The following is a 21,803-nucleotide window of genomic DNA, read 5'->3' as shown; positions in this document are numbered from 1 at the left end:
ATTTTGCTCCTGCAGGCCTTTTCCACTGCGGCCATACAAAAACAACGGAGCCACCCTTCATGCCCCACACCCTGCTCGTGCTCAACGGGCCGAACCTCAACCTGCTCGGCACCCGTGAGCCTGCCACCTACGGCCACGAAACCCTCGACGACATCGCTGCCCTCTGCCAGCGCACCGGCGCCGAGATCGGCCTGGAAATCGAATTCCGCCAGACCAACCACGAAGGCCAGCTGATCGACTGGATCCACCAGGCGTGCGGCCGCTGCGCCGGCATCCTGATCAACCCGGCGGCCTGGACCCACACCTCGGTGGCCATCCGCGATGCGCTGGCGGCCGTGGAGCTGCCGGTGATCGAAGTGCACCTGTCCAACGTGCACCGGCGCGAGGAGTTCCGTCATCACTCCTTCGTCTCAGGCATCGCCGTGGGGGTGATTGCCGGGCTGGGCAGCGACGGCTACCGCGCCGGCATCCGGCACTTCGCCAAGTTGCTGCAGGGATGAGCGCCATGAACGAGTACCGCACCGTGCTGGCTGGCCTGATCGGCGCCGGCATCCAGGCTTCGCGCACCCCGGCCCTGCATGAGCGCGAAGGCGACGCACAGGGGCTGCGCTATCTCTATCGGCTGATCGACCTCGACGTCCTGGGCGTCGATGCCGGCGCCCTGCCCGACCTGCTCGCCGCCGCCGAGCGCATGGGCTACACCGGGCTGAACATCACCTTTCCGTGCAAGCAGGCGGTGATTGGGCTGCTGCACGAACTGTCCGACGAGGCCCGCGGCATCGGCGCAGTGAATACCGTGGTGCTGCGAGATGGCCGGCGCATCGGCCACAACACCGACTGCCTGGGCTTTGCCGAAGGCTTCCGGCGCAACCTCAGCGATGCGCCACGCGAGCGCGTGGTGCAACTGGGTGCCGGCGGCGCGGGGGCTGCGGTGGCCCATGCGCTGCTCAGCGAAGGCGTGCAACAACTGACGGTTTTCGAAGTGGATTCGGCCCGCGCCCAGGCGCTGGTGGACAACCTCAACGCGCATTTCGGCGGCCAGCGCGCGCGGGTCGGTCACGACCTGGCCGGCGCAGCCACCGAGGCGGATGGGCTGGTCAACACCACGCCGGTGGGCATGGCCAAGCTGCCCGGCGCACCGCTGCCGCTGGAGCTGCTGCATTCGGGCCTGTGGGTGGCGGAGATCATCTATTTCCCGCTGGAAACCGAACTGCTCCGGCACGCCCGCAGCCTCGGCTGCCGCACGCTGGATGGTGGCAACATGGCGGTGTTCCAGGCGGTGAAGGCGTTCGAATTGTTCAGTGGCGTGGAAGCGGACGCGGAGCGGATGCTGGCGCATTTCGGCAGGATGTAAGTAGGTGACGTGGAGCGCTGCCGAGCGATGGGTATCGCTGCGCTCCACGCCATCCTACTCAGGGGTTGGCCGGCTACGATGGGGTGGCCGGCTAACCCGTGAGGCATTAGAGCAGCGACTTGCCCTGGCTGAGGACCTTGTCGCAGACCTGCTTGGTGACCTTCTCCTTCAGGCCGCTGCCGGACAGGTCGAGGCTCTTGCCGTCGCTGCCGGTGAGGATGCCCTTGGTGCCATCCTTGTAGCCGCTGTCACTGGTGGTGGTATTGCCCGGCAACTTGCCCAGCAGCGAATCCTTCACCTTGGTGGCCGAATCGGCGTTGAGGTAGTTGTTCTTGGCGCAGAATTCCAGCAGCCCGGCAACGTTGCCGCTGCTGCTGGAGGACACCGAGGACATGTTGCCGAGGCCGCCGAGCTGGCCGGCCACATCGCCGAGCGACGCGGCCTGGGCCAGCGACCAAGGCAGCAGCGCGGCGGCAAGGACGGTGGGGATCAGTTTGCGAGCATTCATGGCGTTCTCCCGATTGCTGACGACGGACGAAATACGGATGACCTTGCGAGTGTAGACGTCCACCCGCTCGGGCAACTCAGTAGCCCACCGACTTCAGCACCTCATCCACGCTGCGGCTCGGCGGGCGGCCGAGGAAGTTCAGCAACTGGTCGGTGCGGTTGGTGAAGAAGCCGTCGACGCCGGCCTTGCTGAGCTTGTCGAAGTCCACCGCGTCATCCACGGTATAGGCGTGAACGAACAGGCCGCGCTCGTGGGCCGCCTGGTTCATCCAGGGTTGCACCAGGTCCATGTAGCTCTGGTCGCCACGGGCGGTCAGGGTCGCAGACGGGCCGGTACCCAGCGCGCCGTGGGCCTTGGCCCAGTCCAGCCAGGCGAAGAACTCCTCCTTCGACTTGACCTGCTGGCGGGCGTAGAAGTCCGCTTTGAGCCTCTCGCCGGACTGGGCGAAGGTGGTCGGGCTCTTCGCTGCCATGTAGCCGTCGCCGGTCCACAACAGGAGGATCTTCGGCACCTTCGGCATGCTCTTCTGCAGCAACTCCAGGCTGCTCTTCTCGAAGGTCTGCAGGACGATCTTGCCCTGCGGCTCCCCCTCGGCGTTCAACCAGCCACGGTTTTCCAGGACCTTGCGCAGGTCCTCCTCGATGCCGGGGAACTGCCCTGGCGCCTTGGTCTCCAGGTACAGCCCAGGTGTCTCGCCACCGCCCTCGGCGATATCGATCATCTCGTCGAGGGTGAGGATGCGCAGCCCGGCATACTTGCCGCGCGCCAGCTCCGGATAGGCCTTGTTGAACCAGCTGCCGGCATCCAGGCGCTTGAGTTCGGCCAGGGTGAACTTGCTGATCGGGTCCTTCTCACGGCCCGGGAAGACCTTCGCCACGTCGGTGGTGCGCTCCAGGGTGTCGTCGTGCAACGCCACCAGCACGCCGTCGCTGGTGCGTTGCAGGTCCGCTTCCAGGTAGTCGGCACCCAGGTCGCGAGCAGCCAGGTAGGCTGGCGCAGTTTCCTCGGGGGCATCGTGGGAAGCGCCGCGGTGGGCGATGACCGTCGGCCAGGGCACGCCTGCCGCTGCGCTCAGCGCGCGGCCGGGCGACTCCTCGGCGATGGCGGCAAGGCTGGCGCAGGCCAGGGTGAAACTGCCCAGTACAGCGATGATGCAACGGCGCATAGGCGAAACCCCTTCGGTCGATAACGGCTAAGCGGACCAGTCTGGCGCGTGAGCATGACGCTCGTGCATCCAGGCGCGAACTAAAGCGGCAACAGCACAGGAGCGTAGGTCTTTCGAAAGCGGAACCTTCGAGAACAGCTCCTTCAAGAACGGAACCCTGGAGAATAGGACCCTGCCCGCCCCGCGCAATTCCGTCTGGATGCCCCGGCAAGAAAAAACCCGCTGACAATCGCTTGTCAGCGGGCTCGCTCCTACAGGGTTGCCGTTAGCGCGGCAGGTCGAAGCGGTCGAGGTTCATCACCTTGGTCCAGGCCTTGACGAAGTCACGCACGAACCTGCCTTCGCCGTCCGAACAGCCGTAGACCTCCGACAGCGCCCGCAGCTGCGAGTTGGAACCCAGCAGCAGGTCGATGCGGCTGCCGGTCCACTTGGCTTCGCCGGTCTTGCGGTCGCGGCCTTCGAACTCGGTGTTGTCCGCCGAGGTTGGCTTCCACACGGTGCCCATGTCCAGCAGGTTGACGAAGAAGTCGTTGCTCAGGGTGCCGGGGCGCTCGGTGAGCACGCCGCTCTGCGAACCGCCAGTGTTGGCACCGAGCACGCGCAGGCCGCCGATCAGCGCGGTGACTTCCGGCCCGCTCAGGGTCAGCAGTTGCGCCTTGTCGATCAGCAGCGCCTCGGCCGGCACGGAGAACTTCGACTTCTGGTAGTTACGGAAGCCATCGGCCACCGGCTCCAGCATCCCCACCGAGTGCACGTCGGTCTGCTCCTGGCTGGCATCCATGCGGCCCGGTGCGAACGGCACGCTGACCCGGTGACCGCCCTTGCGCGCCGCCTCTTCCACACCGGCATCGCCGGCCAGGACGATCAGGTCGGCCAGGGAGATCTTCTTGCCGCCGGCAGCGGAGGCGTTGAACTCGGACTGGATCTCCCCCAGTACGCCGAGCACCTTGGCCAGCTGTTCCGGCTGGTTCACCGGCCAGTCCTTCTGCGGCGCCAGGCGGATGCGCGCACCGTTGGCACCGCCGCGCTTGTCCGAGCCACGGAAGGTCGAGGCCGAGGCCCAGGCGGTAGAGACCAGCTCGGAAACCGACAGGCCCGATGCCAACACCTTGGCCTTGAGCGCGGCGATGTCCTGCTCGTCCACCAGCGGATGGTCGACGGCCGGGATCGGGTCCTGCCAGATCAGCTCCTCTTTCGGTACTTCCGGCCCCAGGTAGCGGGCCAGCGGGCCCATGTCGCGGTGGGTCAGCTTGAACCAGGCGCGGGCGAAGGCGTCAGCGAAGGCGTCCGGGTCTTCATAGAAGCGCCGGGCAATCTTCTCGTAGGCCGGGTCGACGCGCAGTGCGATATCGGTGGTGAGCATCGACGGCGCACGGCGCTTGGATTTGTCGTGGGCATCGGGAATGCTGCCGGCGCCGGCACCGTTCTTTGGCTGCCACTGGTGGGCGCCGGCCGGGCTCTTGGTCAGCTCCCATTCGTAGCCGAACAGGTTCCAGAAGAAGTTGTTGCTCCAGCGCGTTGGCGTGGACGTCCAGGTGACTTCCAGGCCGCTGGTGATGGCATCGCCACCGGAGCCCGTGCCGAAGCTGCTGACCCAGCCCAGCCCCTGGTTCTCCAGGCCGCCGGCTTCCGGGTCGGCACCGACGTTGTCCGCCGGGCCGGCGCCGTGGGTCTTGCCGAAGGTGTGGCCACCGGCGATCAGGGCGACGGTTTCCTCGTCGTCCATGGCCATGCGGGCGAAGGTCTCGCGGATGTCACGGGCGGCAGCCACCGGGTCGGGGTTGCCGTTGGGGCCTTCCGGGTTCACGTAGATCAGGCCCATCTGCACGGCGGCCAGGGGGTTCTCCAGGTCACGCTCGCCGGTGTAGCGCTTGTCGCCGCCCAGCCAGGTGGTCTCCTCGCCCCAGTACACGTCCATGTCCGGTTCCCAGACGTCCTCGCGGCCGCCGGCGAAGCCGAAGGTCTTGAAGCCCATGGATTCCAGGGCGACGTTGCCGGTGAGGACGATCAGGTCGGCCCAGGACAGCTTGGCGCCGTACTTCTGCTTGATCGGCCAGATCAGCCGGCGCGCCTTGTCCAGGCTGACGTTGTCCGGCCAGCTGTTGAGCGGGGCGAAGCGCTGCTGGCCACGACCGGCGCCGCCACGGCCATCGCCGATGCGGTAGGTGCCGGCGGCGTGCCAGGCCATGCGGATGAACAGCGGACCGTAGTGGCCGAAGTCGGCTGGCCACCAGTCCTGGGAATTGGTCATCACGGCGCGCAGGTCGGCCTTGACCGCTTCCAGGTCGAGGGTCTTGAAGGCCTCGGCGTAGTTGAAGTCCTCACCCATGGGGTTGGACTTGGAAGAATGCTGGTGCAGCAGGTCCAGCCTCAGCTGGTTCGGCCACCAGTCACGGTTCGACGTGCCACCACCAGCGGTCTGGTGGAAGGGGCAGCTACCTTTGTTTTCTTCACTCATTGCAGGCTCCTTGTCGGCGCCTATCGCTGGCGCCTTGTGATCGCACAACCCATCAGAAGATAGATCAAACGCAACGGTCTGCTATTGCAGTTATCGATCGGCTCAAGCGGTAAAAGGCTATCGATGGGAAGACAGCCTGCATCGCGGGTTTGGGAGGAATAGTGTGGGGGCGAGCTGGCTCGCGAACCGATCAGCCCGCTGCGGATGTGAAATCGATCGCGGACAGAGTCCGCTCCTACGCGCGGGATTGACCCCGGTGCCACCCGGTACGTAGGAGCGGACTCCGTCCGCGATCGGCATCCGGCCCTGGCGGACCGGAGCTTTACACCATCAGAACGCGAAGCAGGAGCAGCCGAAGGCGCCCCAGAACCCGGCGAAGTCACTCACCGGCACATCCTTGGTCCGCGCTCGCTCGTGGCTGTGCCCGTGCACGCCACAGGCGCCGATGCACTGGTGCACGGCCTGCTGCAGCGGCGCCTGCGGGCGCCAGTGGCCGGGAACCATGGCCACCGGCGACCACTCCGGCACCACCGGGATGCTCGGCGGGGCCAGCTTGTCGAACTCGCGGTCGCCGTGGACGATCTTGCCGCCGACCAGTGTGAGCACCGACTCGATGGTCTTGATCGCGTCTTCCTCGACGCTGAAGAAGTCCTCCGAGAGCACCGCCAGGTCCGCCAGCTGGCCGGCCTTGAGCATGCCCTTCTTGCCCTGCTCGCTGGAGAACCACGCGCTGCCGTGGGTGAACAGCTGGATCGCCACCTCGCGGGACAGCCCCTCCGGGTAGAGGCTCAGGCCGCCGACAGTCTTGCCGCTGACCATCCAGTACAGCGAAGTCCACGGGTTGTAGCTGGACACGCGAGTGGCGTCGGTGCCGGCGCCCACCGGAACGCCTTCGGCCAGCATGCGCTTGATCGGCGGCGTGGCCTCGGCGGCCTGCTTGCCGTAGCGATCGACGAAGTACTCACCCTGGAACGCCATGCGGTCCTGGATGGCGATGCCGCCGCCCAGGGCGCGGACACGCTCGATGTTCTTCGGGGTGATGGTCTCGGCGTGGTCGAAGAACCACGGCAGGCCGTTGAACGGGATGTCCCGGTTGACCTTCTCGAACACGTCGAGCATGCGCGAGATGGACTCGTCATAGGTCGCGTGCAGGCGGAATGGCCAGCGCTGCTCGACCAGGTGGCGCACCACCGGCTCCAGCTCGGCTTCCATGGTGCCGGGCAGGTCCGGGCGCGGTTCGAGGAAATCCTCGAAGTCGGCGGCCGAGAACACCAGCATCTCGCCCGCGCCGTTGTGGCGCAGGAAGTCGGTGCCCTGGCCGTAGGTCACGCTGGAGGTCCAGTGCTTGAAATCCGCCAGCTCTTCCTTGGGTTTCTGGGTGAACAGGTTGTAGGCGATACGCACGGTCAACTGGTCGGCGTCGGCCAATTGCTGGATCACCTGGTAGTCGTCAGGGTAGTTCTGGAAACCGCCGCCGGCGTCGATCACGCTGGTCAGGCCGAGGCGGTTCAGCTCGCGCATGAACTGGCGGGTCGAGTTGACCTGGTACTCCAGCGGCAGCTTCGGCCCTTTCGCCAGGGTGGCGTAGAGGATCATCGCGTTGGGCCGGGCGATCAGCATGCCGGTGGGTTCGCCATTGCTGTCGCGGACGATCTCGCCGCCGGGCGGGTTCGGCGTGTCTTTGGTGTAGCCGACGACGCGCAGCGCGGCGCGGTTGAGCAGCGCGCGGTCGTACAGGTGCAGGACGAACACCGGAGTGTCCGGCGCCGCCTTGTTCAACTCCTCGATGGTCGGCAGGCGGCGCTCGGCAAACTGGAATTCGTTCCAGCCACCGACCACCCGCACCCACTGCGGCGACGGCGTGCGCTGGGCCTGCAGCCGCAGCATCTCCAGTGCGTCGGAGAGCGATGGCACGCCCTCCCAGCGCAATTCGAGGTTGTAGTTCAAACCGCCACGGATCAGGTGCAGGTGCGAGTCGTTGAGGCCGGGGATGACGGTGCGGCGATTGAGGTCGACCAGCTGGGTCGAGGCGTCGCGGTAGGCCATCGCCTGGGCGTCGGTGCCGACGACCAGGAACTTGCCGTCGGCAATGGCCACGGCGGTGGCATGGGGGCGCTCCGGGTCGACGGTGTGCAGCTTGCCGTTGAACAGGATCAGGTCTGCGTTGCGCTCTGTGTTGCTCATGCTCGGGTACCTCAGCGTTGCAGGAAGGCCAGCAGGTCTTCGTTGAGTTGCTGCGTATGAGTGACGGCGAAGCCGTGGGGCGCGCCGGCGTAGACCTTCAGTTCGGCGCCAGCAATCTGCTCGGCGGCCAGCTTGCCGGTGGTTTCGAACGGCACGATCTGGTCGTCGTCGCCGTGGATCACCAGGGTCGGCACGTCGACCTTGGCCAGGTCGGCGCGGAAGTCGGTTTCCGAAAACGCGCTGACGCAGTCCACGGTGCCCTTCAGCGATGCCAGCAGGGCGATGTTGAGGGTCTGGGTGAGTACACCGTCGGAGACCTTCTGGCCATGGTTGGTGCCGTAGAACGGCGCGGCGAAATCGGCGATGAACTGCGCGCGGTCCTGCAGCAGGCCGGCCTTGATGCCGTCGAACACGGCGGTGTCCACGCCCTGCGGGAAGTCGGCGGCCTTGCCGAAGATCGGCGTGACGGCGCCCAGCAGCACCAGGCCGGCAACGCGGGAGGTGCCGTGGCGGCCGATGTAGCGGCTGACATCGCCACCGCCCATGGAGAAGCCGACCAGGGTAACTTCGCGCAGGTCCAGGTGCTCGATCAGGCTGGCGATGTCATCGGCGAAGGTGTCGTAATCGTAGCCATTCCACGGCTGGCTGGAGCGACCGAAACCGCGACGGTCGAAAGCGATGGTGCGGTAACCGCGGCTGCTCAGGTACTGCATCTGGTATTCCCACATGTCGCCATCCAGCGGCCAGCCGTGGCTGAACAGCACGGGTTTGCCGCTGCCCCAGTCCTTGTAATAGATCTCGGTGCCATCGCGGGTTACGAAAGTGCTCATGGAAACTCCTCTGCCTGCCATGCAGGACGATGTGGGTACGGGCGCCACGCGGGCGCCGCGGGAGGGGACGTCAAGGGAAAGGATCAACCGGCGTTGAGCCAGCCGGCACAGCGCCGGGTCACCCAGGGCATGATCAGGTAGACCACCGGCAGGACGATGCACAGGGTCACCAGCAGGTTGCTCGGTACCACCCCGGCGAGCATCGGGAAGCGCTCGAACGCGGGCCCCCAGAGCGGCGGGATGACCATGGTCAGCGGGCTTATCACCAGGTAGGTGAGCAGCGCCTGCTTCCATTTCGGCGGCTGGCGAATGTTGCCGTGCTCGGGGGTGAACCAGAATTCGGCATCGTTGTGGATCAGCGGGTGGTCGCCCTCCTCCAGCAACGGCAGGACTTCGGCGACCAGCCCGGCGCGCTCGGGGGAATCGATCCAGGCCTGTAATTGCGCGGCAGCGGCGAAGCGCACCACGGTGGTGTACATCGCGCCCTCGCCGTCCGGGCGGATCACATTCACGCCCAGATGCCCCGGCTGCCGGCGTGCGGCCGACACCGTGCGGCGCAGCCAGGCCTCGTAGCTGGGCAATGCTTCGCAACGCACCTTGTGGTGGACCACCAGCGTCACCACGCTGTTCAGATCGATGGTTTCGGCGCTCATGGGTGTCCCGGGCTCATGATTGAGGTCCGGTCACTATGGCGGCGACTACGGCCGGCATATTGGACGCATGTGCTGGATCGGGTTATGCGCCGGTTGCCCTGCGGCGGATAACGCTGACGCGTTATCCGCCCTACGGTCCGTGCAGTGCGGTTCGCGAGCAAGCTCGCTCCTACGAAGAGCCTGCGGAGCCCCGCCCGTAGGAGCGGACCTTGTCCGCGAAATCCACCGCGGCGGACGCGGGAGTTGCAGGGAGAGTCCGCCCACCATCGCCTGTCGGCGAATCGCGGAGAAGCTCCGCTCCTACAAGAGCGTGCGTACCGCTTTGGCTCTGAAGACTTCCAGAGAAATGTCCGCACGCTCCGGAACGCCCCGTTCAGGAGGCCTCGTTGAAGCGGAGTTTCAGGGGTTGAGCGACATGGATGTCGCGAGAGCGCTGTCGGGCCAGGGATGGCCCGTTGTGGGGAGGTGACTGTTTTGACGTGGGCCAAAAGAAAGGCAGACCAGCCAAACCCCTTGCGGGGCAAGAGATTCAGCCGGATAAGCGTTAGACATGAGTTTGGCTAAAAGCGATCAAAAGTAGACAGAGATTGATCAGTCTTGATCGTTTATTGTCGCAGGAATGAGCGCTAAGCCATCCAGCGACCGAGCCAGATCACACGCCCGATGACTTCCAGGTTCTCCAGCTGGTCCTTTGGCACGACCATGTCGTTGTAGGCCTTGTTCTCGCTGATAATCGCAATGGAGCCATCAAACTGCCGCTGTAGTCGCTTGGCAAAGAGGTGGTCATCCAGGCGGATCACATAGATTGCCTCATCGTGAACCTTCTGGAAGCGGTGATCGACCACCACTGCATCCCCATCTGTCAGCAGGGGCTCCATGGAGTCGCCGCGTATACGCACGGCCGAAAGGGCCGATAAGTCCAAACCCTTCTTCTGCAGGCTGTAGCGAGTGAATGCAAGGTGTGTAAGCACCTCAGCGCCTTGGCTCCACACTCCATGCCCCGCGCTAATACGGGCGTCGTAGAGGGGGACGTGGGCGTATTCCTCATCGGCTTCGTCGCGTGGGCGAGGCGAGCGCCCGGAAGAGCGGCGCATCTCCCCTTCACCGGTAGCGAGCCACTCGATAGACACCCCGGCGGCAGTGGCGAGCGTAACCAGGTTGTCCATACCAGGGAGCGAGCCGCCTAGGTACTTACGGACCAGGCTGTCGCTGATTCCGCACCTTTTGGCGAAGGCAAGCACCGACTGATCACCGATAGCCAGGTGCAGGCGTTCGCTAAATTTTCCGTTTTCAAGGTCGCCCGCCGACTCTGAAAGTGCGTCCTCGCCATTTTTTCTCATTTCAAATGCGCCCTAAACAGCTGATTTAGCTAGATATTCCGGCCAGCAAAGCTCTTTGGTGTCATTTTTCGTCCTTGAAACAAGCTCTGTGGTGTTGATTTTCAAGCTCCCTGGTTTTATGTTTATGCCCTAGGTCACGTTAGACACCCCAAAAAAGCCGCCCTGCATGGCGGCCAAAATGGAAACGTAGGCATGAACAAAACCGAAATCCCCAGCGATCCAAACAACCGCTGGGAGTGGATCAAGTACCAGCTGCGCGTCAGGGGGGAATCCCTGGCAAAGCTGGCCCGCTCCCTCGATGTATCCAACCAGGCGGTCAAAAACGCCAAGCTGACCCCGTACCCTCGGGTGGAACGCGCCATCGCCACCGCTTTGGACCTGAGCCCGTTAGCGCTCTGGCCCGAACGCTGGATCGATGACGAAACCCCGAAACGGCAGCGCCCCAATCGTTCGGAGACTCTCCAGACGTATGCGCGGGGCGCGTCCTGCTCTATTGAAGGTAACAGATACGCTGTCCATTCGCAGCGTAAAGCTACGGCGGGAGCATAGACATGGCCCGCCGCAAAGACGACCGAACACTAGACATTTTCGAAGTTCCGCAGCCACTTCGCGTGCTGCCTGGCGAGTGCAATTTCAGCGTCCAGGTCAGCGAGTTGGTCAGCGACATCCTGAACTCCGCAAAGTCTCTCGACCTCGACCGACACGAAGTCGCGTCGCGTATGTCGCGCCTGTCTGGCGACGACGTGAGCAAATTCATGCTCGACGCCTGGTCGAGCCCCGCCCGAGCCGATCACAACCTGCCCCTCTACCGCGTCGCCCTGCTGGAAGACGTGTGCGGCACTCATTTGCTGACTGACTGGTTGGTGAATGTGCGCGGTGGCCGTGTTGCCTATGGCCGCGATGCACTGCTGGCCGAACTGGGCCGCCTGGAGCGTGCCCGCGAGGAAGCTGGCCGGAAGGCGCGCGAGCTCAAGCGACTGCTGGGGGATTCATGATGAAAAACGCCAACCTGAAGGCGCTGTTGGACAACCTGCGGAACGCCACCGAGTTCCTCAACTCGGCGAAGGAAGACACCGCTTCCGACTTCAACGGAACCGGCCGTACCGCCCTTGAGTGGGTGCAGAGCGCCGCCCTTGAACTGGGCAACGCTCTGATCGCTCTGCATGAGGCCGTCGAGTACCTCGACGAAAACAGCCTCAATCAAATCGCCGCTGGTTCGAAGCTGCACCACCTCATGAGTGGCGCTCTCGACGCCATCATGGCCAAGCCTGCCGAGCAGCTGGAAACAGTCGGAGACGACCATGAGTGAATGGTTCTCTGCGCAATCGCTGACAGGACTGCCCGAACTTCCTGGAACGGTTCAAGGCATCAACATTCGCGCCAAGCGTGAAGGTTGGAAGTTCCGCATCTGCGCTGGTCGTGGTAACCCTCGTGAATATCACGTTGCCAGCCTGCCCCCGGAAACCCGCGCCGCTCTGCTGAACAGTGCCCTGGGCGCGGTGGCCACCAAGGCCGTCCGGGCCGAGGTCCAGCTGTCCCTGGTCGAAACCAACCGCCAGCAACTGGTGGCCGACGCTCGCCAGGGCGTCCTGCACGCCGTTGACCTGATGATGGGCCGCACTGGCTACAGCCAGAAGAAGGCCATAACCCTGATGCTGGACATGGCGCGCCTTGAGAAGCTGGAGCCCCAGCTGTTGGCGATGCTGAAGATGGCCCGCGATCCGCGCGGCCGTCCGAGCAACGACGGCCTGCCGAGCGTTCGCAGTTTGGAGCGCTTCCTGGAACAGGGCGAAAAGGGCGAGCTGGTCCCGAAGATTCGCCAGAAGGACATGAGCGTGCCGGACTGGGCGCCGGCCTTCATGGGCGCCTATCAGGGGCCGGAGAAGCGCAGCGCCCGCGCTGCCCACGCCTTGCTCGAAAAGCACTGGCAAGGCGAGATGCCCAGCCTGGACCAGGTGTATGCGTTCCTGCGCAAGGTCGGCAACGTCAGCCGCGAAGTCGGCCGCATGGGTGAACACGAAATCAAGGCCCTGCGCCCGTTCATCCGCCGCGACTTCAGCAAGCTGCTGCCGACTGACGTCTATTCGTGCGACGGCCACACCTTCGACGCCGAGGTCCAGCACCCGCTTCATGGCCGTCCGTTCCGGCCGGAAATCACCGCCATCATCGACATCCGTACCCGCCGTATTCCGGGCTGGTCCAGCGGTCTGGCCGAGTCCGCCCTGGTGGTGGTCGACGCACTGCGCGACGCCTGCACCAAAACCGGCATCCCCGCCATCTTCTACGTGGACAACGGCTCCGGCTACGTCAACCACATGATGAAGTCCGAGGCGGTCGGCCTGATGGGGCGCCTGGGCATCGATATGAAGCACAGCCTGCCCTACAACTCCCAGGCGAAGGGCGTCATCGAGCGCGTCCACCAGAGCCTGTTTGTTCGGGCCGCGAAGGAACTGCCGGGCTACGTCGGCAAGGACATGGACCGCCAGGCCAAGCTAGCGACCTTCAAGCTCAGCCGCAAGGCGATCACCAAGGGTGGCGCCATGCCGCTGATGCCTTGGGAATCTTTTGTCGCGTTCTGTGAAGAGCAGATCGCCGCCTACAACGCCCGCCCGCATAGCAGCCTGCCGCGCATCACCGACCCGAACACCGGCCGCCGCCGCCACATGACCCCCAACGAAGCATGGGAGGCCCATGAGGCTGAAGGCTTCAGCGCGATGCGCGTCACCGACGACGAAGCCCGCCCGCTGTTCCGGCCCCAGGTGCTGCGCACCGTCCGCCGCTGCGAACTGGAGTTCATCGGCAACCGCTACTTCGCCCGCGAGCTGGAAGAGTTCCACGGCGAGCAACTGGCGGTCGGTTACGACATCCACGACGCCAGCAAGGTGTGGGTGTACGACGGCGAAGGCCGTTTCCTCTGCACCGCCGAGCTGGGCGGCAACAGCCGCGACTACATGCCGGCTTCCTACGTCGAGCGCGCCCGCGAGAAGCGCTCAGACGCACGGGAGAAGCGCGCCCTGGCTCACCTTGACGAAATCCGCGCCGAGCGTCAGGGCGGTTACGCCCTGGAGATGGACACCCCGTTGACCATCCCCGGCCTCGGCACGATCACCCCCGAGCAACTGAAGGTCCGCAGCGCCGCGACCTTCGACGTGCAGGCGGAACGGATCGAAGAGCCGGCCGCCATCGCCACCCCAGCCCCGGAAACGTCGGCCCAGGTGCTGCACCTGCCGACCGCCCCCGGCCTGCGCTATCGCCGCTGGTGCGAACTGGCCGAGCGCCAGAACGCCGGCCTGCCCATCGAACCCGAGTTCGCCCAGTGGTTCGCCGTTTACCCCAAATCAAAAGAGTTCGCCGCGCAACAGCGGCAAGCATGAAAGGAGCGTTAGTCATGACCATCCAGCAAAGCATCCCCACCCCCACCGGCATGGCCGAAATCGCCAACATCGCGCTCTGTGACATCGCCCTGGAGAAAGCGCTGTCCCGCACCGCAACCCTGCCGGGCATGGTGTGTTTCTTCGGCCCCAGCGGCTTTGGCAAGAGCGTCTCCGCTGCCTGGGTAGCCAAYCGCCGCCGCGCCTACTACGTGCAGGCCAAAAGCGTCTGGACCCGCAAGCACACCCTCAAGGCCATCCTGGGGGAGATGGGCATCAAGCCAAGCGGCACCATCCCGGAGATGGCCGACCAGATCGCCGAGGAACTGGCCGGCAGCGGCCGCCCGCTGATCATCGACGAGATGGACCACCTGGTCGCCTCGGGCAGCGTCGAGCTGATCCGTGACCTGTACGAGTCCAGCCAGGCCGCGATCATGCTGATCGGCGAGGAAATGCTGCCGACCAAGCTGAAGAAGTTCGAACGCTTCCACGGGCGGGTGCTGAGCTGGATTCCTGCCCAGCCGGTGACCCTGGCTGATGCCCGCAACCTGGTGCCGGTCTACAGCCCAGGCGTCCAGATCGCCGACGACCTGCTGTCGCACCTGGTGACCAAGTCGGTGGGCTCGGTGCGCCGCGTCGCGGTGAACTTGGAGCAGCTGGCAGAGGCCGCCGCCGTCCATGGCCTGGTCAAACTGGATCAGGGCGACCTCAAGCGCCTTGGCGTCGAGCTGTACACCGGAGCGGCCCCGAGCCCGAGGACTTCGAAATGAGTCGTCCCCGTCAGGCTCACCTGTCCATGGTCGGCGGCAGGCTCCCTCGCCAGCACATGTGGGAAGCGATCCGCGCCCACCGCGAAGAGTTCACCGCATACCAGATCGCCCGGAAATCCGACCAGGACGACGGCGCTGTCGTCACCTACCTGGCCGGCCTGCGCAAGGCTGGCCACATCGAGCCCGTGCGCGCCTTCGCCAAGGATGAAGAGGTGGTGTATCGCCTKTCCCGCGACAACGGCGTGGARGCCCCCGCCCTRGACGCCAAGGGMAASCCCACCCGCAAGGGCTACGTCGCCGAGGCCATGTGGCGCACGCTGCGCATCCTCGGCCGCGCTACCCCCGAACAGATCGCCGCCCAGGTCGCCGCCACCGGCACCAAGGTGCTGGCGTCCAGCGTGCTGCGCTACTTCCGCGACCTGAAGAACGCCGGATACCTGGAGCGCGACGGCCGCTACTACATCCTCACGCCCAAGCGCTACACCGGGCCGCGTCCGCCCATGGTGCAGCGCACCGAGAATCGCCAGGTGTACGACCCCAACCTGGACAAAGTGGTGTGGGTGTCGGGCGAGGAACAGGCGCAGCCGGAGTGCCAGGAACTGACCTGGGCGCGCATCGAGGTCGAGCGACTGGAAGCCCGTCTCAAGCTTGCCGAGGAAATGCTGGAGGACTGGGTACAGCTGTCCAGCAGCGCCATCGACGCCCAGTGCTCGCTTGCCGTGGCCACGCGCGCCTTTCTTCAGCCTCTGCCCCAGGAGGTGCGCGCATGAATCAGGTCGACCTGTCCGCCTGGGGCGAGCACCCGCCCGCATTCGTGCAACTGCTCGCGGCAGAAGTCGCTCGCAGCAGCCAGACCAAGGCCGGCCAAGCCATCGGCATGAGCCGCTCCACCGTCAGCACCATCCTGGCCAACCGCTACCCGTCGCCCTCGACCATTCGTGTCGAGCGCCGCGTCCTGGACGCGCTCAGCCGCATCGAGTGCCCGGCCCAGGGCGAGCTGGTGACCTCCACCCAGTGCAGTGACTACCTGCAGCGGCCCGCGCCGCTGAACAACCCCGTTGCCATGCGCTGCTGGAAGGCGTGCCGCGCCTGCCCGCGCAACCCCCACACCGCCACCGCAAACCGCGAGGAACAAGGCCATGAAGCAAACCGCATCGCGCTTGAAGTTCTTGACGCCTGAGCTGGCCGTGAGCCTGCACACCTTCAACGACGCCACGCGAACCCTGCAGCGCATGGGCATCCGACTGCACTGCATCGACCCGAGCAACAACCGGCTGACGCTCAGCCCCGAAGACGGTCGCCGCCTGGAGTCGCTGCAACTCCTGGTCGGCTACCAGCGCCACGGCACGGCCGGCAGTACCCGCTATGTGGCGCGGTTCCAGGGCGTAGAGGTGACCTGGTCCGAACCCATCAGCTACCTCGACTACCGCAGCCCCAAAAGCCCCAGCGCACCCGCTGACCTCACTTTCTTCTGATCCGTAGGAGCCAATCACATGAACCAAGTAACCATCCCCGAAGGCTATCGCGTAGACGCTCAGAAACGTCTGGTCGCGGAAGTCCTGATAAAGCCCGTAGACCTCGCCCGCGACCAGCTGGTGATGGAGTTGGTGGGCAAGGCCAAGGCCGTCCAGGAACAGCTGGCCCGCTTCAAGGCTTCGGCCTTCGGCGACGTCGACGCCTTTGTGGACCTGTCCGTGGAGCAGTACGGCGTCAAGCGCGGCGGCAAAAAGGGCAACGTCTCCCTGCTGAGCTTTGACGGTCGCTACATGATCAAAAAAGCCATCCAGGAAACCATCCAGTTCGATGAACGCATCCAGGCGGCGCGCCTGCTGATCGACGAATGCCTGAGCGACTGGACCAAGGGCGCACGCCCTGAAGTGGTGACCCTGGTCAGCGATGCCTTCCGCACCGATACCAACGGCGAAATCCGTACCGCCCGCGTGCTGTCCCTGCGTCGCCTGGACATCCAGGACGAGCGCTGGCAGCGCGCCATGAAGGCCATCGGCGAAGCCTGCCAGACGGCCGGCTCCAAGTCCTACATCCGCGTCTATGAGCGAGTCGGCGACAGCGACCAGTACGAACAGATCAGCCTTGATCTGGCGGGGGTGTGAGATGGCCGGAACCCTCGTTGTATTCCACGACGGCGGGCAGGACTCCCTGGTCTGGAAGCTCGACCAGGACGGCGTCGTCACCCGGAGCTGGCCGTTTCAGACCGACGTTTGGGCCGGCACCAAGGTGCTGAACCTGGACACCCTCAAGCGTGACGGCCTGGTGAAGGCTGAGCGCAATGGTCGCCCTGGGAGTGCCGTCACGCCGTGGTCGCTGTCCACCCGATCAAGGCGATTGACGTGTCGGTGAAGTGGGACGGAATCGCGGGCTACGTCACCAGCACCGTGCGCGGTCAGCGGGCGTCCTGCACCCATGACCCGGCCGCCCCGGTCCAGCGCCTGGCCGAGAAGGTGCTGCCCTACCTCCAATGCCGTATCGAGCGCCTGGAGTGCCCGCCAGCCGGCAAGCTCCATAGCGTCTGGCGGATCACCCCGGAGGGCCTGTGATGGAGCGCTATCACGACACGCAGGCCGATCCGCTGCCGCTTCGCTCGCCGTACCACGAAGCCGAGCGGCAGCGCCTGGAGCAGCTGACCGCCGAGTTTCTCGCCAAGGGCGGCGAGATTCAGCAGATCGGCCACCAGATGCGCGACAAGTACACCTTTGTCCTGAACCCCAGCCGGAGCCCGGTCTACGCGCACCTGTTCGCACCGACCGCGCCCCTGGTGCCGGAGCAGCCCAAGCCCCAGGTGCGCGAACTGACTGCCCAGGCGAAGCCCGAGCGCAAGGTTCCGGCCGCGCTGCTCGATGCCCGCACGCTGGCGGCTCGCCTGATAGTCCAGGCAGCGCTTGACGCCACTCCGGAGCAGGCCGCCAAGGCCGTGGGCATCAGCGCGAAGCACGCCCGCCAGCTGATGCGGGACTTCAACATCAAATTCCACCGTCAACGCTAAGGGGGCTTCATGGCCAAGGTAACCATCATCCTGGAAGACGTCCTCGGCGGTGTCTCCATGGACATCCGCAACGACCGCCCGACGCACATGCGCGACCTGATCCGGCAGAGCCCGGCCCAGCGCCTGGGCGAGCAGCTCCATGACCTGGCGAATTTCGAGCTTCGCCTGGCCAGCATTCCACCGCACCGCAAGCAATTCAGCGAAACCCGTCACTGAGCGAAACCGCTCCCGGCCTCGCCGGGGCGGTCTGCCCAGCGTGGTGGCTGGGTACTGACGAGCAGCCGAGGAAACACATGGAACAGAAAGACTGGGACGACCTGCAGGAGCTGATGGGCCAGCCCTACGGCTCAATGAAGCTGCAGTGCGATCAATTCACGGTGTCGCTGGTGCAGCACGCCCAGCCCCTGAGCCGTAAGTGGGTGACCTACGTGTATGTAGACGGTTACTCCAGAGGCGAATGGTGCCTAGCCGATGAGAACGGCGAGCCCAAGCACGAAGTGGCCAGGAGGTTCTTGCGCAAGTCGAGCAAGGCTTTTTTCAGCACGAAGGAGATTGACGCGCATCGGAAAATCTTTGGTAAGCGCCAGGCGGCCGAGCTGGCCGCCAAGCGACATGTCTGGTTCCACTCCGATTGGACCAACTTCAAGAGCCTGAAAAAGCACCTCATCGCCAACAACAGCAGCATCCAGCGCATCGAGTAAGGGGGACGACATGGATAATGACAAGGCATTGGACAAGATCAAGAAACTGCTGCGCCTCGCGCAGAGCAGCAATCCGCACGAAGCGGCGAACGCCATGCGCCAGGCGCGGGCGATGATGGAGAAACACGGCATTGGTGAGGGTGACGTAGCGCTGGCCGACGTCACCGAACACGGCACCGGCAGCGGCTCCAAGCTGAAGCCGGCGCAGTGGGAAGCGAACCTTGGCGGCACCGTGGCGAAGGCGTATTCCTGCAAGCTCTTCTTTGCGGCGGGCATCGGCCAATGGCGCTTTGTGGGCGAGATGGCCGAGGTGGCCAGCTACACCATGGCCATCCTGCTGCGCCAGGTGCGCAAGGCCCGCCGCGACTACATCGCCACCGAGCTGAAGCGCTGCAAGGCCGCCACCAAAACCAAGCGCGGCGACCTGTTCTGTGACGCCTGGGTGTGGTCGGTGCGTAAACAGGTCAACCAGTTCGCCGGGAATGCGCAGCCGTCGCAGGCGGCCGAGGCGTACATGGTGAAGCACCACCCCGACCTGACCACCGGGCAATGCACCGACCGCAGCAAGAAAGGCCCGCTCAGCAACCGCGACCTGGGCGACGTAGCCAAGGGCATCGCTGCGGCTGATGGCGTCCAGCTCAACCACGGTGTCGGCGGTGCTGCTCCGCTGGCCCTGCAGTGAGGGCGGCGCAATGACCTCGCCGCTGATGGCCGACCGCAAACCCCGCCTGGTCCTGGAACCTTGGGGCCAGGAGAAGCTCTGCCCGCGCTGTGACGAATACTGGCCGGCTGACGGTGAGTTCTTCAGCCCGCGCGCTGAAGGCAAGCTCGACAGCTGGTGTCGCTGCTGCGTGAACGAGTATCACCAGGAACGTCGCCGGAGGGTCCAATGAGCCTGCGCAACGTGAACCTCGCCAAAATCCACATCGCCAAGGCTCAGCTGGGCATGGACGACGATGCGTATCGCGCGCTGCTGGGGCGTGTCGCAGGTGTGCGCTCGGCCAAAGAGCTGGGGCCGCGCCAGGTCGCCCAGGTGCTGGCCGAGTTCCAGCGCTTGGGCTGGAAACCCGAGAGCAAACAGCAGGGGCGTGCCACGCCAAAAGTGCCCCAAAACCGCCAGATCGTGCTGAAGAAGGTCGAGGCGCTGCTGGCCAGTGCCTCGCGCCCCTGGAGCTACGCCGACGCCATGGCCAAGCGCATGTTCAAGGTCGAGCGTGTGGAGTGGCTGGACGACGACCAGCTGTATCGCCTGATGCAAGCACTGATCATCGACAGGAGCCGGCATGAGCAGCACTGACATCGATCTGCGCCAGGTCCAGGATATGCTGCCGGACAACGTCAGGGACATGGCGGGCCGTATCGGCCTGCCATCCACCCTGGTGGTGGTCGAGCAGCTCGGCGGGACGCTCTGGCGTGTCGCCGAGGGCCGGGCGCGCAGGGGCGAGGCGCGCCGTGCAGCACTGGCTGAGCTGGTGGGGAGCGAGATTGAAGAGCAGCTCCACGCCCACTACAAGGGCGAGGAAATCTACGTCGCCCGCTGCCACAAGGCCCTGGTGCGGTGGCGTGATCTGGAAATCACCGAGCGTTTCGAGCGGGGCTTGCGGGATGGGCAAACCGTCCGTAGCCTGCTCAACGATCTGGCGCGCGAGTACTCGCTGTCATCCCGCTGGATTTGGGAGGTTGTGAACCGGCCGAGCGAGCCTTCGCCGCAGCAGTCCACCCTGTTCCACTAAGCCGGGGCGCAACGCCCCGGCCGGCGTCTTCTCGCCAGTCCTGTCTCAGCCGTTGAACCCCTTCCGCTAATTCCGCCTCGCGCGTGTCGCCACGATGGCGGCATGAGCACATCCAGCCATCCACATCCTCCGCGCAGCCCCCGCGACTATGCCGCCGCAATCCTCGCGGAAGGCACCCGCGAGCGCCGCAATGAACTGCTGCAAGCCTGCCCGGAAGAGTGGCGGCCGCTGGTTCGCGCCCATGTGGAGGATGCCTTCGCCAAGGTCAAAGCCTACCGCGAGATGATGGACCGCCGTACCCAGTCTATGCGGCACGGCCCTATCCCTGCTCCCCGCGTCACCGACACCTCCTACCGCATTTCCAATTTCACCAAGTCCGCACCGGAGGTTGGCAATGGCCACCTATCCGCAATTCGGGCATCGCTCGCAACGGAAGCCACCAATGCCTGATCCCGCGTCCACCTCGGCCGGCAGCGCCGCGCTGCTCAAACTCTTCGGTATCCACATTGGCGCGGGGGCCTTGGCCGCCGCCCTGGGCTTCCTGGTCCTGTGGCCCAAGACCATGAAGGAAGGCTTTGCCCGCCTGTTCTGCACCATCGTCGCCAGCAGCGTGTTTGGCCCGCTCCTGGTCGTCTATCTGCACACCAACCGCCCCGAGCTTTTCGACTCCGCGCGGGTGGTCGCCAGCCTCTACCAGCTGGACCCAGCCGTGGGCCTGCTGTTCGTTTCCGCGCCGCTCCTGGTCATTGCCGGCTTGCCGGCCTGGTGGCTGATCGGCGCCGCGCTGCGCCTGTTTGAGCGCGACGGTGATTCGTGGCTGGGCGTGTTCGCCCAGTGGGTTAAACGCAAACTGGAGGTCTAGTCATGGCCCTGCAACCTCGCGGCATCCGCAACAACAACCCCGGCAACGTGGTGTGGTCGGCTCGCAACAACTGGCAGGGGCAGCTCCCGCACGACCCGAAGGTCGAGCCGCGCTTCTCCCGCTTCGACACCCCGCAAAACGGCATTCGCGCCCTGGCGAAGCTGCTCCTGAACTACCGCAAGGTCCATGGTCTGCGCACCGTCGAATCCCTGATCGCGCGCTGGGCACCGTCCAATGAGAACGACACCCGCGCCTATGCCGCCGCCGTGGCCCGCGAGCTGGGCGTCCCGCCGCAGGCTGGCCTTCACCTGGATCAACCGACGCTGGCGGCCCTGGTCACCGCGATCATCCGCCACGAAAACGGCCAGCAGCCCTACAGCGCCGAACTGATCGGCAACGCCGTACGGGAAGTACTGTGACCTGGCGCCTCGGCCTGCTCCTGGTGCTGCTCCTGGTGCTGACCTCGTTCGGCTCCTGGATGGTGGGCCACCAGGTCGGCCTGGCTGACGGCCGCGCCATCTGCGCCGAGGCGCAGACCGACGCCTACCGCGACGTCCTGGACGATTCGGTCGCCCAGCTGAAGAAGGTCCAGGACACCAGCACCTCTATTTTTCAGCGCCTGGCCCAGCGGGACGACCGCGACCAGCAAACCTCACGGGAGCTTCGCCATGCCCTGGCCGAAACGGCTGCTGACCGCGCTGCCTGTCGCTTTCCTGCTGACGTCATGCAGCAGCTCGAAACCGCCCGCCAGCGGGCTGCCAAAGCTACTACCAGCGGCCTTGGCTCAACCGTGCCCGACCCCGGTGGCGGCGGCTGACGACAGCGCCGATGCCGCCTTGCTCACCCTGAAACAGCTCTACGACCAATACGGCC

At 65.3% G+C, this 21,803-nt stretch carries 31 protein-coding genes and 1 other RNA gene; 25 read left to right on the top strand and 7 right to left on the bottom strand.

Annotated features, from left to right (window positions below; genetic code table 11):
• Window positions 1–59 precede the first annotated feature (59 nt).
• Window positions 60–500 (top strand): type II 3-dehydroquinate dehydratase, encoded by a 441-nt coding sequence (gene aroQ / locus QO207_RS29500; protein ID WP_301535794.1) that lies wholly within the window; start codon window positions 60–62, stop codon window positions 498–500.
• A gap of 5 nt (window positions 501–505) precedes the next feature.
• Window positions 506–1,354: a shikimate dehydrogenase gene (locus QO207_RS29495; protein WP_301535793.1), complete on the top strand. Its 849-nt coding sequence runs from the start codon at window positions 506–508 to the stop codon at window positions 1,352–1,354.
• A 106-nt stretch (window positions 1,355–1,460) separates the two neighbouring features.
• Here the strand turns inward: QO207_RS29495 and QO207_RS29490 are convergent, their stop codons facing one another.
• The 7 genes from QO207_RS29490 to QO207_RS29460 form a co-directional block, all read right to left on the bottom strand.
• Window positions 1,461–1,862 carry a DUF2501 domain-containing protein gene (locus QO207_RS29490; RefSeq protein ID WP_301535792.1) on the bottom strand — a complete coding sequence of 134 codons (402 nt, stop codon included), beginning with the start codon at window positions 1,860–1,862 and terminating at the stop codon, window positions 1,461–1,463.
• A gap of 76 nt (window positions 1,863–1,938) precedes the next feature.
• Entirely contained in the window at window positions 1,939–3,027 is a 1,089-nt protein-coding gene (locus QO207_RS29485) for a glycerophosphodiester phosphodiesterase (protein WP_301535791.1), read from the bottom strand.
• Between the two features lie 265 nt (window positions 3,028–3,292).
• Window positions 3,293–5,485 carry a catalase/peroxidase HPI gene (katG, locus tag QO207_RS29480; RefSeq protein ID WP_301535790.1) on the bottom strand — a complete coding sequence of 731 codons (2,193 nt, stop codon included), beginning with the start codon at window positions 5,483–5,485 and terminating at the stop codon, window positions 3,293–3,295.
• 330 nt (window positions 5,486–5,815) lie between these two features.
• Window positions 5,816–7,669 (bottom strand): amidohydrolase, encoded by a 1,854-nt coding sequence (locus QO207_RS29475; RefSeq protein WP_301535789.1) that lies wholly within the window; start codon window positions 7,667–7,669, stop codon window positions 5,816–5,818.
• 11 nt (window positions 7,670–7,680) lie between these two features.
• Window positions 7,681–8,499 carry an alpha/beta fold hydrolase gene (locus tag QO207_RS29470; protein ID WP_301535788.1) on the bottom strand — a complete coding sequence of 273 codons (819 nt, stop codon included), beginning with the start codon at window positions 8,497–8,499 and terminating at the stop codon, window positions 7,681–7,683.
• Between the two features lie 83 nt (window positions 8,500–8,582).
• Window positions 8,583–9,152 (bottom strand): antibiotic biosynthesis monooxygenase, encoded by a 570-nt coding sequence (locus tag QO207_RS29465; protein ID WP_301535787.1) that lies wholly within the window; start codon window positions 9,150–9,152, stop codon window positions 8,583–8,585.
• A 626-nt stretch (window positions 9,153–9,778) separates the two neighbouring features.
• Complete coding sequence (locus QO207_RS29460; RefSeq protein WP_301535786.1) at window positions 9,779–10,492, bottom strand: helix-turn-helix transcriptional regulator; 714 nt, start codon at window positions 10,490–10,492, stop codon at window positions 9,779–9,781.
• A 192-nt stretch (window positions 10,493–10,684) separates the two neighbouring features.
• On the opposite strand from QO207_RS29460, the gene QO207_RS29455 reads away from it, so the two are divergent.
• The 23 genes from QO207_RS29455 to QO207_RS29345 all read left to right on the top strand — a co-directional run bounded on the left by QO207_RS29455 (window position 10,685) and on the right by QO207_RS29345 (window position 21,747).
• The gene (locus tag QO207_RS29455; protein WP_301535785.1) at window positions 10,685–11,041 is read left to right on the top strand and encodes a helix-turn-helix domain-containing protein; all 357 of its coding nucleotides are present in this window, start codon (window positions 10,685–10,687) and stop codon (window positions 11,039–11,041) included.
• 2 nt (window positions 11,042–11,043) lie between these two features.
• A complete protein-coding gene (locus QO207_RS29450; RefSeq protein ID WP_301535784.1) occupies window positions 11,044–11,487 on the top strand; it encodes a hypothetical protein in 444 nt (147 codons plus the stop codon).
• Window positions 11,487–11,801, top strand: a complete 315-nt coding sequence (locus QO207_RS29445) for a hypothetical protein (protein WP_301535783.1) — start codon at window positions 11,487–11,489, stop codon at window positions 11,799–11,801. Before QO207_RS29450 ends, QO207_RS29445 begins: the two co-directional genes overlap by 1 nt.
• Window positions 11,794–13,866, top strand: coding sequence for a DNA-binding protein (locus tag QO207_RS29440; RefSeq protein WP_301535782.1), 2,073 nt, complete (start codon window positions 11,794–11,796; stop codon window positions 13,864–13,866). The genes QO207_RS29445 and QO207_RS29440 overlap by 8 nt, the downstream gene beginning before the upstream one ends.
• A gap of 14 nt (window positions 13,867–13,880) precedes the next feature.
• Entirely contained in the window at window positions 13,881–14,633 is a 753-nt protein-coding gene (locus tag QO207_RS29435; RefSeq protein WP_301535781.1) for an AAA family ATPase, read from the top strand.
• Window positions 14,630–15,403, top strand: coding sequence for a hypothetical protein (locus QO207_RS29430; protein ID WP_301535780.1), 774 nt, complete (start codon window positions 14,630–14,632; stop codon window positions 15,401–15,403). The genes QO207_RS29435 and QO207_RS29430 overlap by 4 nt, the downstream gene beginning before the upstream one ends.
• Window positions 15,400–15,813 carry a hypothetical protein gene (locus QO207_RS29425; protein WP_301535779.1) on the top strand — a complete coding sequence of 138 codons (414 nt, stop codon included), beginning with the start codon at window positions 15,400–15,402 and terminating at the stop codon, window positions 15,811–15,813. Before QO207_RS29430 ends, QO207_RS29425 begins: the two co-directional genes overlap by 4 nt.
• Window positions 15,773–16,108: a hypothetical protein gene (locus QO207_RS29420; protein ID WP_301535778.1), complete on the top strand. Its 336-nt coding sequence runs from the start codon at window positions 15,773–15,775 to the stop codon at window positions 16,106–16,108. The genes QO207_RS29425 and QO207_RS29420 overlap by 41 nt, the downstream gene beginning before the upstream one ends.
• 18 nt (window positions 16,109–16,126) lie before the next feature.
• Window positions 16,127–16,744, top strand: a complete 618-nt coding sequence (locus QO207_RS29415) for a DUF3164 family protein (protein ID WP_301535777.1) — start codon at window positions 16,127–16,129, stop codon at window positions 16,742–16,744.
• 1 nt (window position 16,745) lies between these two features.
• Entirely contained in the window at window positions 16,746–16,991 is a 246-nt protein-coding gene (locus QO207_RS29410) for a hypothetical protein (protein ID WP_301535776.1), read from the top strand.
• Window positions 16,982–17,188, top strand: a complete 207-nt coding sequence (locus tag QO207_RS29405) for a hypothetical protein (RefSeq protein WP_301535775.1) — start codon at window positions 16,982–16,984, stop codon at window positions 17,186–17,188. Before QO207_RS29410 ends, QO207_RS29405 begins: the two co-directional genes overlap by 10 nt.
• Window positions 17,188–17,634: a hypothetical protein gene (locus QO207_RS29400; protein WP_301535774.1), complete on the top strand. Its 447-nt coding sequence runs from the start codon at window positions 17,188–17,190 to the stop codon at window positions 17,632–17,634. The genes QO207_RS29405 and QO207_RS29400 overlap by 1 nt, the downstream gene beginning before the upstream one ends.
• A gap of 9 nt (window positions 17,635–17,643) precedes the next feature.
• A complete protein-coding gene (locus QO207_RS29395; RefSeq protein ID WP_301535773.1) occupies window positions 17,644–17,850 on the top strand; it encodes a hypothetical protein in 207 nt (68 codons plus the stop codon).
• Window positions 17,849–17,921: hammerhead ribozyme type II (locus tag QO207_RS29390), an RNA gene on the top strand. Before QO207_RS29395 ends, QO207_RS29390 begins: the two co-directional genes overlap by 2 nt.
• A 6-nt stretch (window positions 17,922–17,927) precedes the next feature.
• Entirely contained in the window at window positions 17,928–18,335 is a 408-nt protein-coding gene (locus tag QO207_RS29385) for a hypothetical protein (protein ID WP_301535772.1), read from the top strand.
• Window positions 18,336–18,345: 10 nt separating this feature from the next.
• Complete coding sequence (locus tag QO207_RS29380; RefSeq protein ID WP_301535771.1) at window positions 18,346–19,017, top strand: DUF2786 domain-containing protein; 672 nt, start codon at window positions 18,346–18,348, stop codon at window positions 19,015–19,017.
• 10 nt (window positions 19,018–19,027) lie between these two features.
• Window positions 19,028–19,228 carry a hypothetical protein gene (locus QO207_RS29375; RefSeq protein WP_301535770.1) on the top strand — a complete coding sequence of 67 codons (201 nt, stop codon included), beginning with the start codon at window positions 19,028–19,030 and terminating at the stop codon, window positions 19,226–19,228.
• Window positions 19,225–19,632, top strand: a complete 408-nt coding sequence (locus QO207_RS29370) for a gp16 family protein (protein WP_301535769.1) — start codon at window positions 19,225–19,227, stop codon at window positions 19,630–19,632. The genes QO207_RS29375 and QO207_RS29370 overlap by 4 nt, the downstream gene beginning before the upstream one ends.
• A complete protein-coding gene (locus QO207_RS29365) occupies window positions 19,619–20,068 on the top strand; it encodes a Mor transcription activator family protein (protein ID WP_301535768.1) in 450 nt (149 codons plus the stop codon). Before QO207_RS29370 ends, QO207_RS29365 begins: the two co-directional genes overlap by 14 nt.
• A gap of 102 nt (window positions 20,069–20,170) precedes the next feature.
• Window positions 20,171–20,518 carry a hypothetical protein gene (locus QO207_RS29360; RefSeq protein ID WP_301535767.1) on the top strand — a complete coding sequence of 116 codons (348 nt, stop codon included), beginning with the start codon at window positions 20,171–20,173 and terminating at the stop codon, window positions 20,516–20,518.
• Window positions 20,511–20,930 carry a hypothetical protein gene (locus QO207_RS29355; protein WP_301535766.1) on the top strand — a complete coding sequence of 140 codons (420 nt, stop codon included), beginning with the start codon at window positions 20,511–20,513 and terminating at the stop codon, window positions 20,928–20,930. Before QO207_RS29360 ends, QO207_RS29355 begins: the two co-directional genes overlap by 8 nt.
• A gap of 2 nt (window positions 20,931–20,932) precedes the next feature.
• Entirely contained in the window at window positions 20,933–21,349 is a 417-nt protein-coding gene (locus QO207_RS29350; RefSeq protein WP_301535765.1) for a structural protein, read from the top strand.
• Entirely contained in the window at window positions 21,346–21,747 is a 402-nt protein-coding gene (locus QO207_RS29345; protein ID WP_301535764.1) for a hypothetical protein, read from the top strand. The genes QO207_RS29350 and QO207_RS29345 overlap by 4 nt, the downstream gene beginning before the upstream one ends.
• Window positions 21,748–21,803 lie beyond the last annotated feature (56 nt).

Origin of the sequence: Pseudomonas sp. CAN1, assembly GCF_030462585.1 — a bacterium.
GTDB lineage: Bacteria > Pseudomonadota > Gammaproteobacteria > Pseudomonadales > Pseudomonadaceae > Pseudomonas.
Note: the sequence above shows the minus strand (reverse complement) of the source record. Positions and strands in the feature narration are given on the sequence as shown.

Coding starts and splice junctions, on each gene's coding strand:
- QO207_RS29455 (WP_301535785.1), top strand. CDS start 10,685: ATGAACAAAACCGAAATCCCCAGCGATCCAAACAACCGCTGGGAGTGG.
- QO207_RS29475 (WP_301535789.1), bottom strand. CDS start 7,669: ATGAGCAACACAGAGCGCAACGCAGACCTGATCCTGTTCAACGGCAAG.
- QO207_RS29490 (WP_301535792.1), bottom strand. CDS start 1,862: ATGAATGCTCGCAAACTGATCCCCACCGTCCTTGCCGCCGCGCTGCTG.
- QO207_RS29410 (WP_301535776.1), top strand. CDS start 16,746: ATGGCCGGAACCCTCGTTGTATTCCACGACGGCGGGCAGGACTCCCTG.
- QO207_RS29385 (WP_301535772.1), top strand. CDS start 17,928: ATGGAACAGAAAGACTGGGACGACCTGCAGGAGCTGATGGGCCAGCCC.
- QO207_RS29495 (WP_301535793.1), top strand. CDS start 506: ATGAACGAGTACCGCACCGTGCTGGCTGGCCTGATCGGCGCCGGCATC.
- katG (WP_301535790.1), bottom strand. CDS start 5,485: ATGAGTGAAGAAAACAAAGGTAGCTGCCCCTTCCACCAGACCGCTGGT.
- QO207_RS29465 (WP_301535787.1), bottom strand. CDS start 9,152: ATGAGCGCCGAAACCATCGATCTGAACAGCGTGGTGACGCTGGTGGTC.
- QO207_RS29355 (WP_301535766.1), top strand. CDS start 20,511: ATGCCTGATCCCGCGTCCACCTCGGCCGGCAGCGCCGCGCTGCTCAAA.
- QO207_RS29485 (WP_301535791.1), bottom strand. CDS start 3,027: ATGCGCCGTTGCATCATCGCTGTACTGGGCAGTTTCACCCTGGCCTGC.
- QO207_RS29350 (WP_301535765.1), top strand. CDS start 20,933: ATGGCCCTGCAACCTCGCGGCATCCGCAACAACAACCCCGGCAACGTG.
- QO207_RS29380 (WP_301535771.1), top strand. CDS start 18,346: ATGGATAATGACAAGGCATTGGACAAGATCAAGAAACTGCTGCGCCTC.
- QO207_RS29450 (WP_301535784.1), top strand. CDS start 11,044: ATGGCCCGCCGCAAAGACGACCGAACACTAGACATTTTCGAAGTTCCG.
- QO207_RS29460 (WP_301535786.1), bottom strand. CDS start 10,492: ATGAGAAAAAATGGCGAGGACGCACTTTCAGAGTCGGCGGGCGACCTT.
- QO207_RS29440 (WP_301535782.1), top strand. CDS start 11,794: ATGAGTGAATGGTTCTCTGCGCAATCGCTGACAGGACTGCCCGAACTT.
- QO207_RS29370 (WP_301535769.1), top strand. CDS start 19,225: ATGAGCCTGCGCAACGTGAACCTCGCCAAAATCCACATCGCCAAGGCT.
- QO207_RS29470 (WP_301535788.1), bottom strand. CDS start 8,499: ATGAGCACTTTCGTAACCCGCGATGGCACCGAGATCTATTACAAGGAC.
- QO207_RS29400 (WP_301535774.1), top strand. CDS start 17,188: ATGGAGCGCTATCACGACACGCAGGCCGATCCGCTGCCGCTTCGCTCG.
- QO207_RS29365 (WP_301535768.1), top strand. CDS start 19,619: ATGAGCAGCACTGACATCGATCTGCGCCAGGTCCAGGATATGCTGCCG.
- aroQ (WP_301535794.1), top strand. CDS start 60: ATGCCCCACACCCTGCTCGTGCTCAACGGGCCGAACCTCAACCTGCTC.
- QO207_RS29425 (WP_301535779.1), top strand. CDS start 15,400: ATGAATCAGGTCGACCTGTCCGCCTGGGGCGAGCACCCGCCCGCATTC.
- QO207_RS29445 (WP_301535783.1), top strand. CDS start 11,487: ATGAAAAACGCCAACCTGAAGGCGCTGTTGGACAACCTGCGGAACGCC.
- QO207_RS29420 (WP_301535778.1), top strand. CDS start 15,773: ATGAAGCAAACCGCATCGCGCTTGAAGTTCTTGACGCCTGAGCTGGCC.
- QO207_RS29360 (WP_301535767.1), top strand. CDS start 20,171: ATGAGCACATCCAGCCATCCACATCCTCCGCGCAGCCCCCGCGACTAT.
- QO207_RS29415 (WP_301535777.1), top strand. CDS start 16,127: ATGAACCAAGTAACCATCCCCGAAGGCTATCGCGTAGACGCTCAGAAA.
- QO207_RS29395 (WP_301535773.1), top strand. CDS start 17,644: ATGGCCAAGGTAACCATCATCCTGGAAGACGTCCTCGGCGGTGTCTCC.
- QO207_RS29375 (WP_301535770.1), top strand. CDS start 19,028: ATGACCTCGCCGCTGATGGCCGACCGCAAACCCCGCCTGGTCCTGGAA.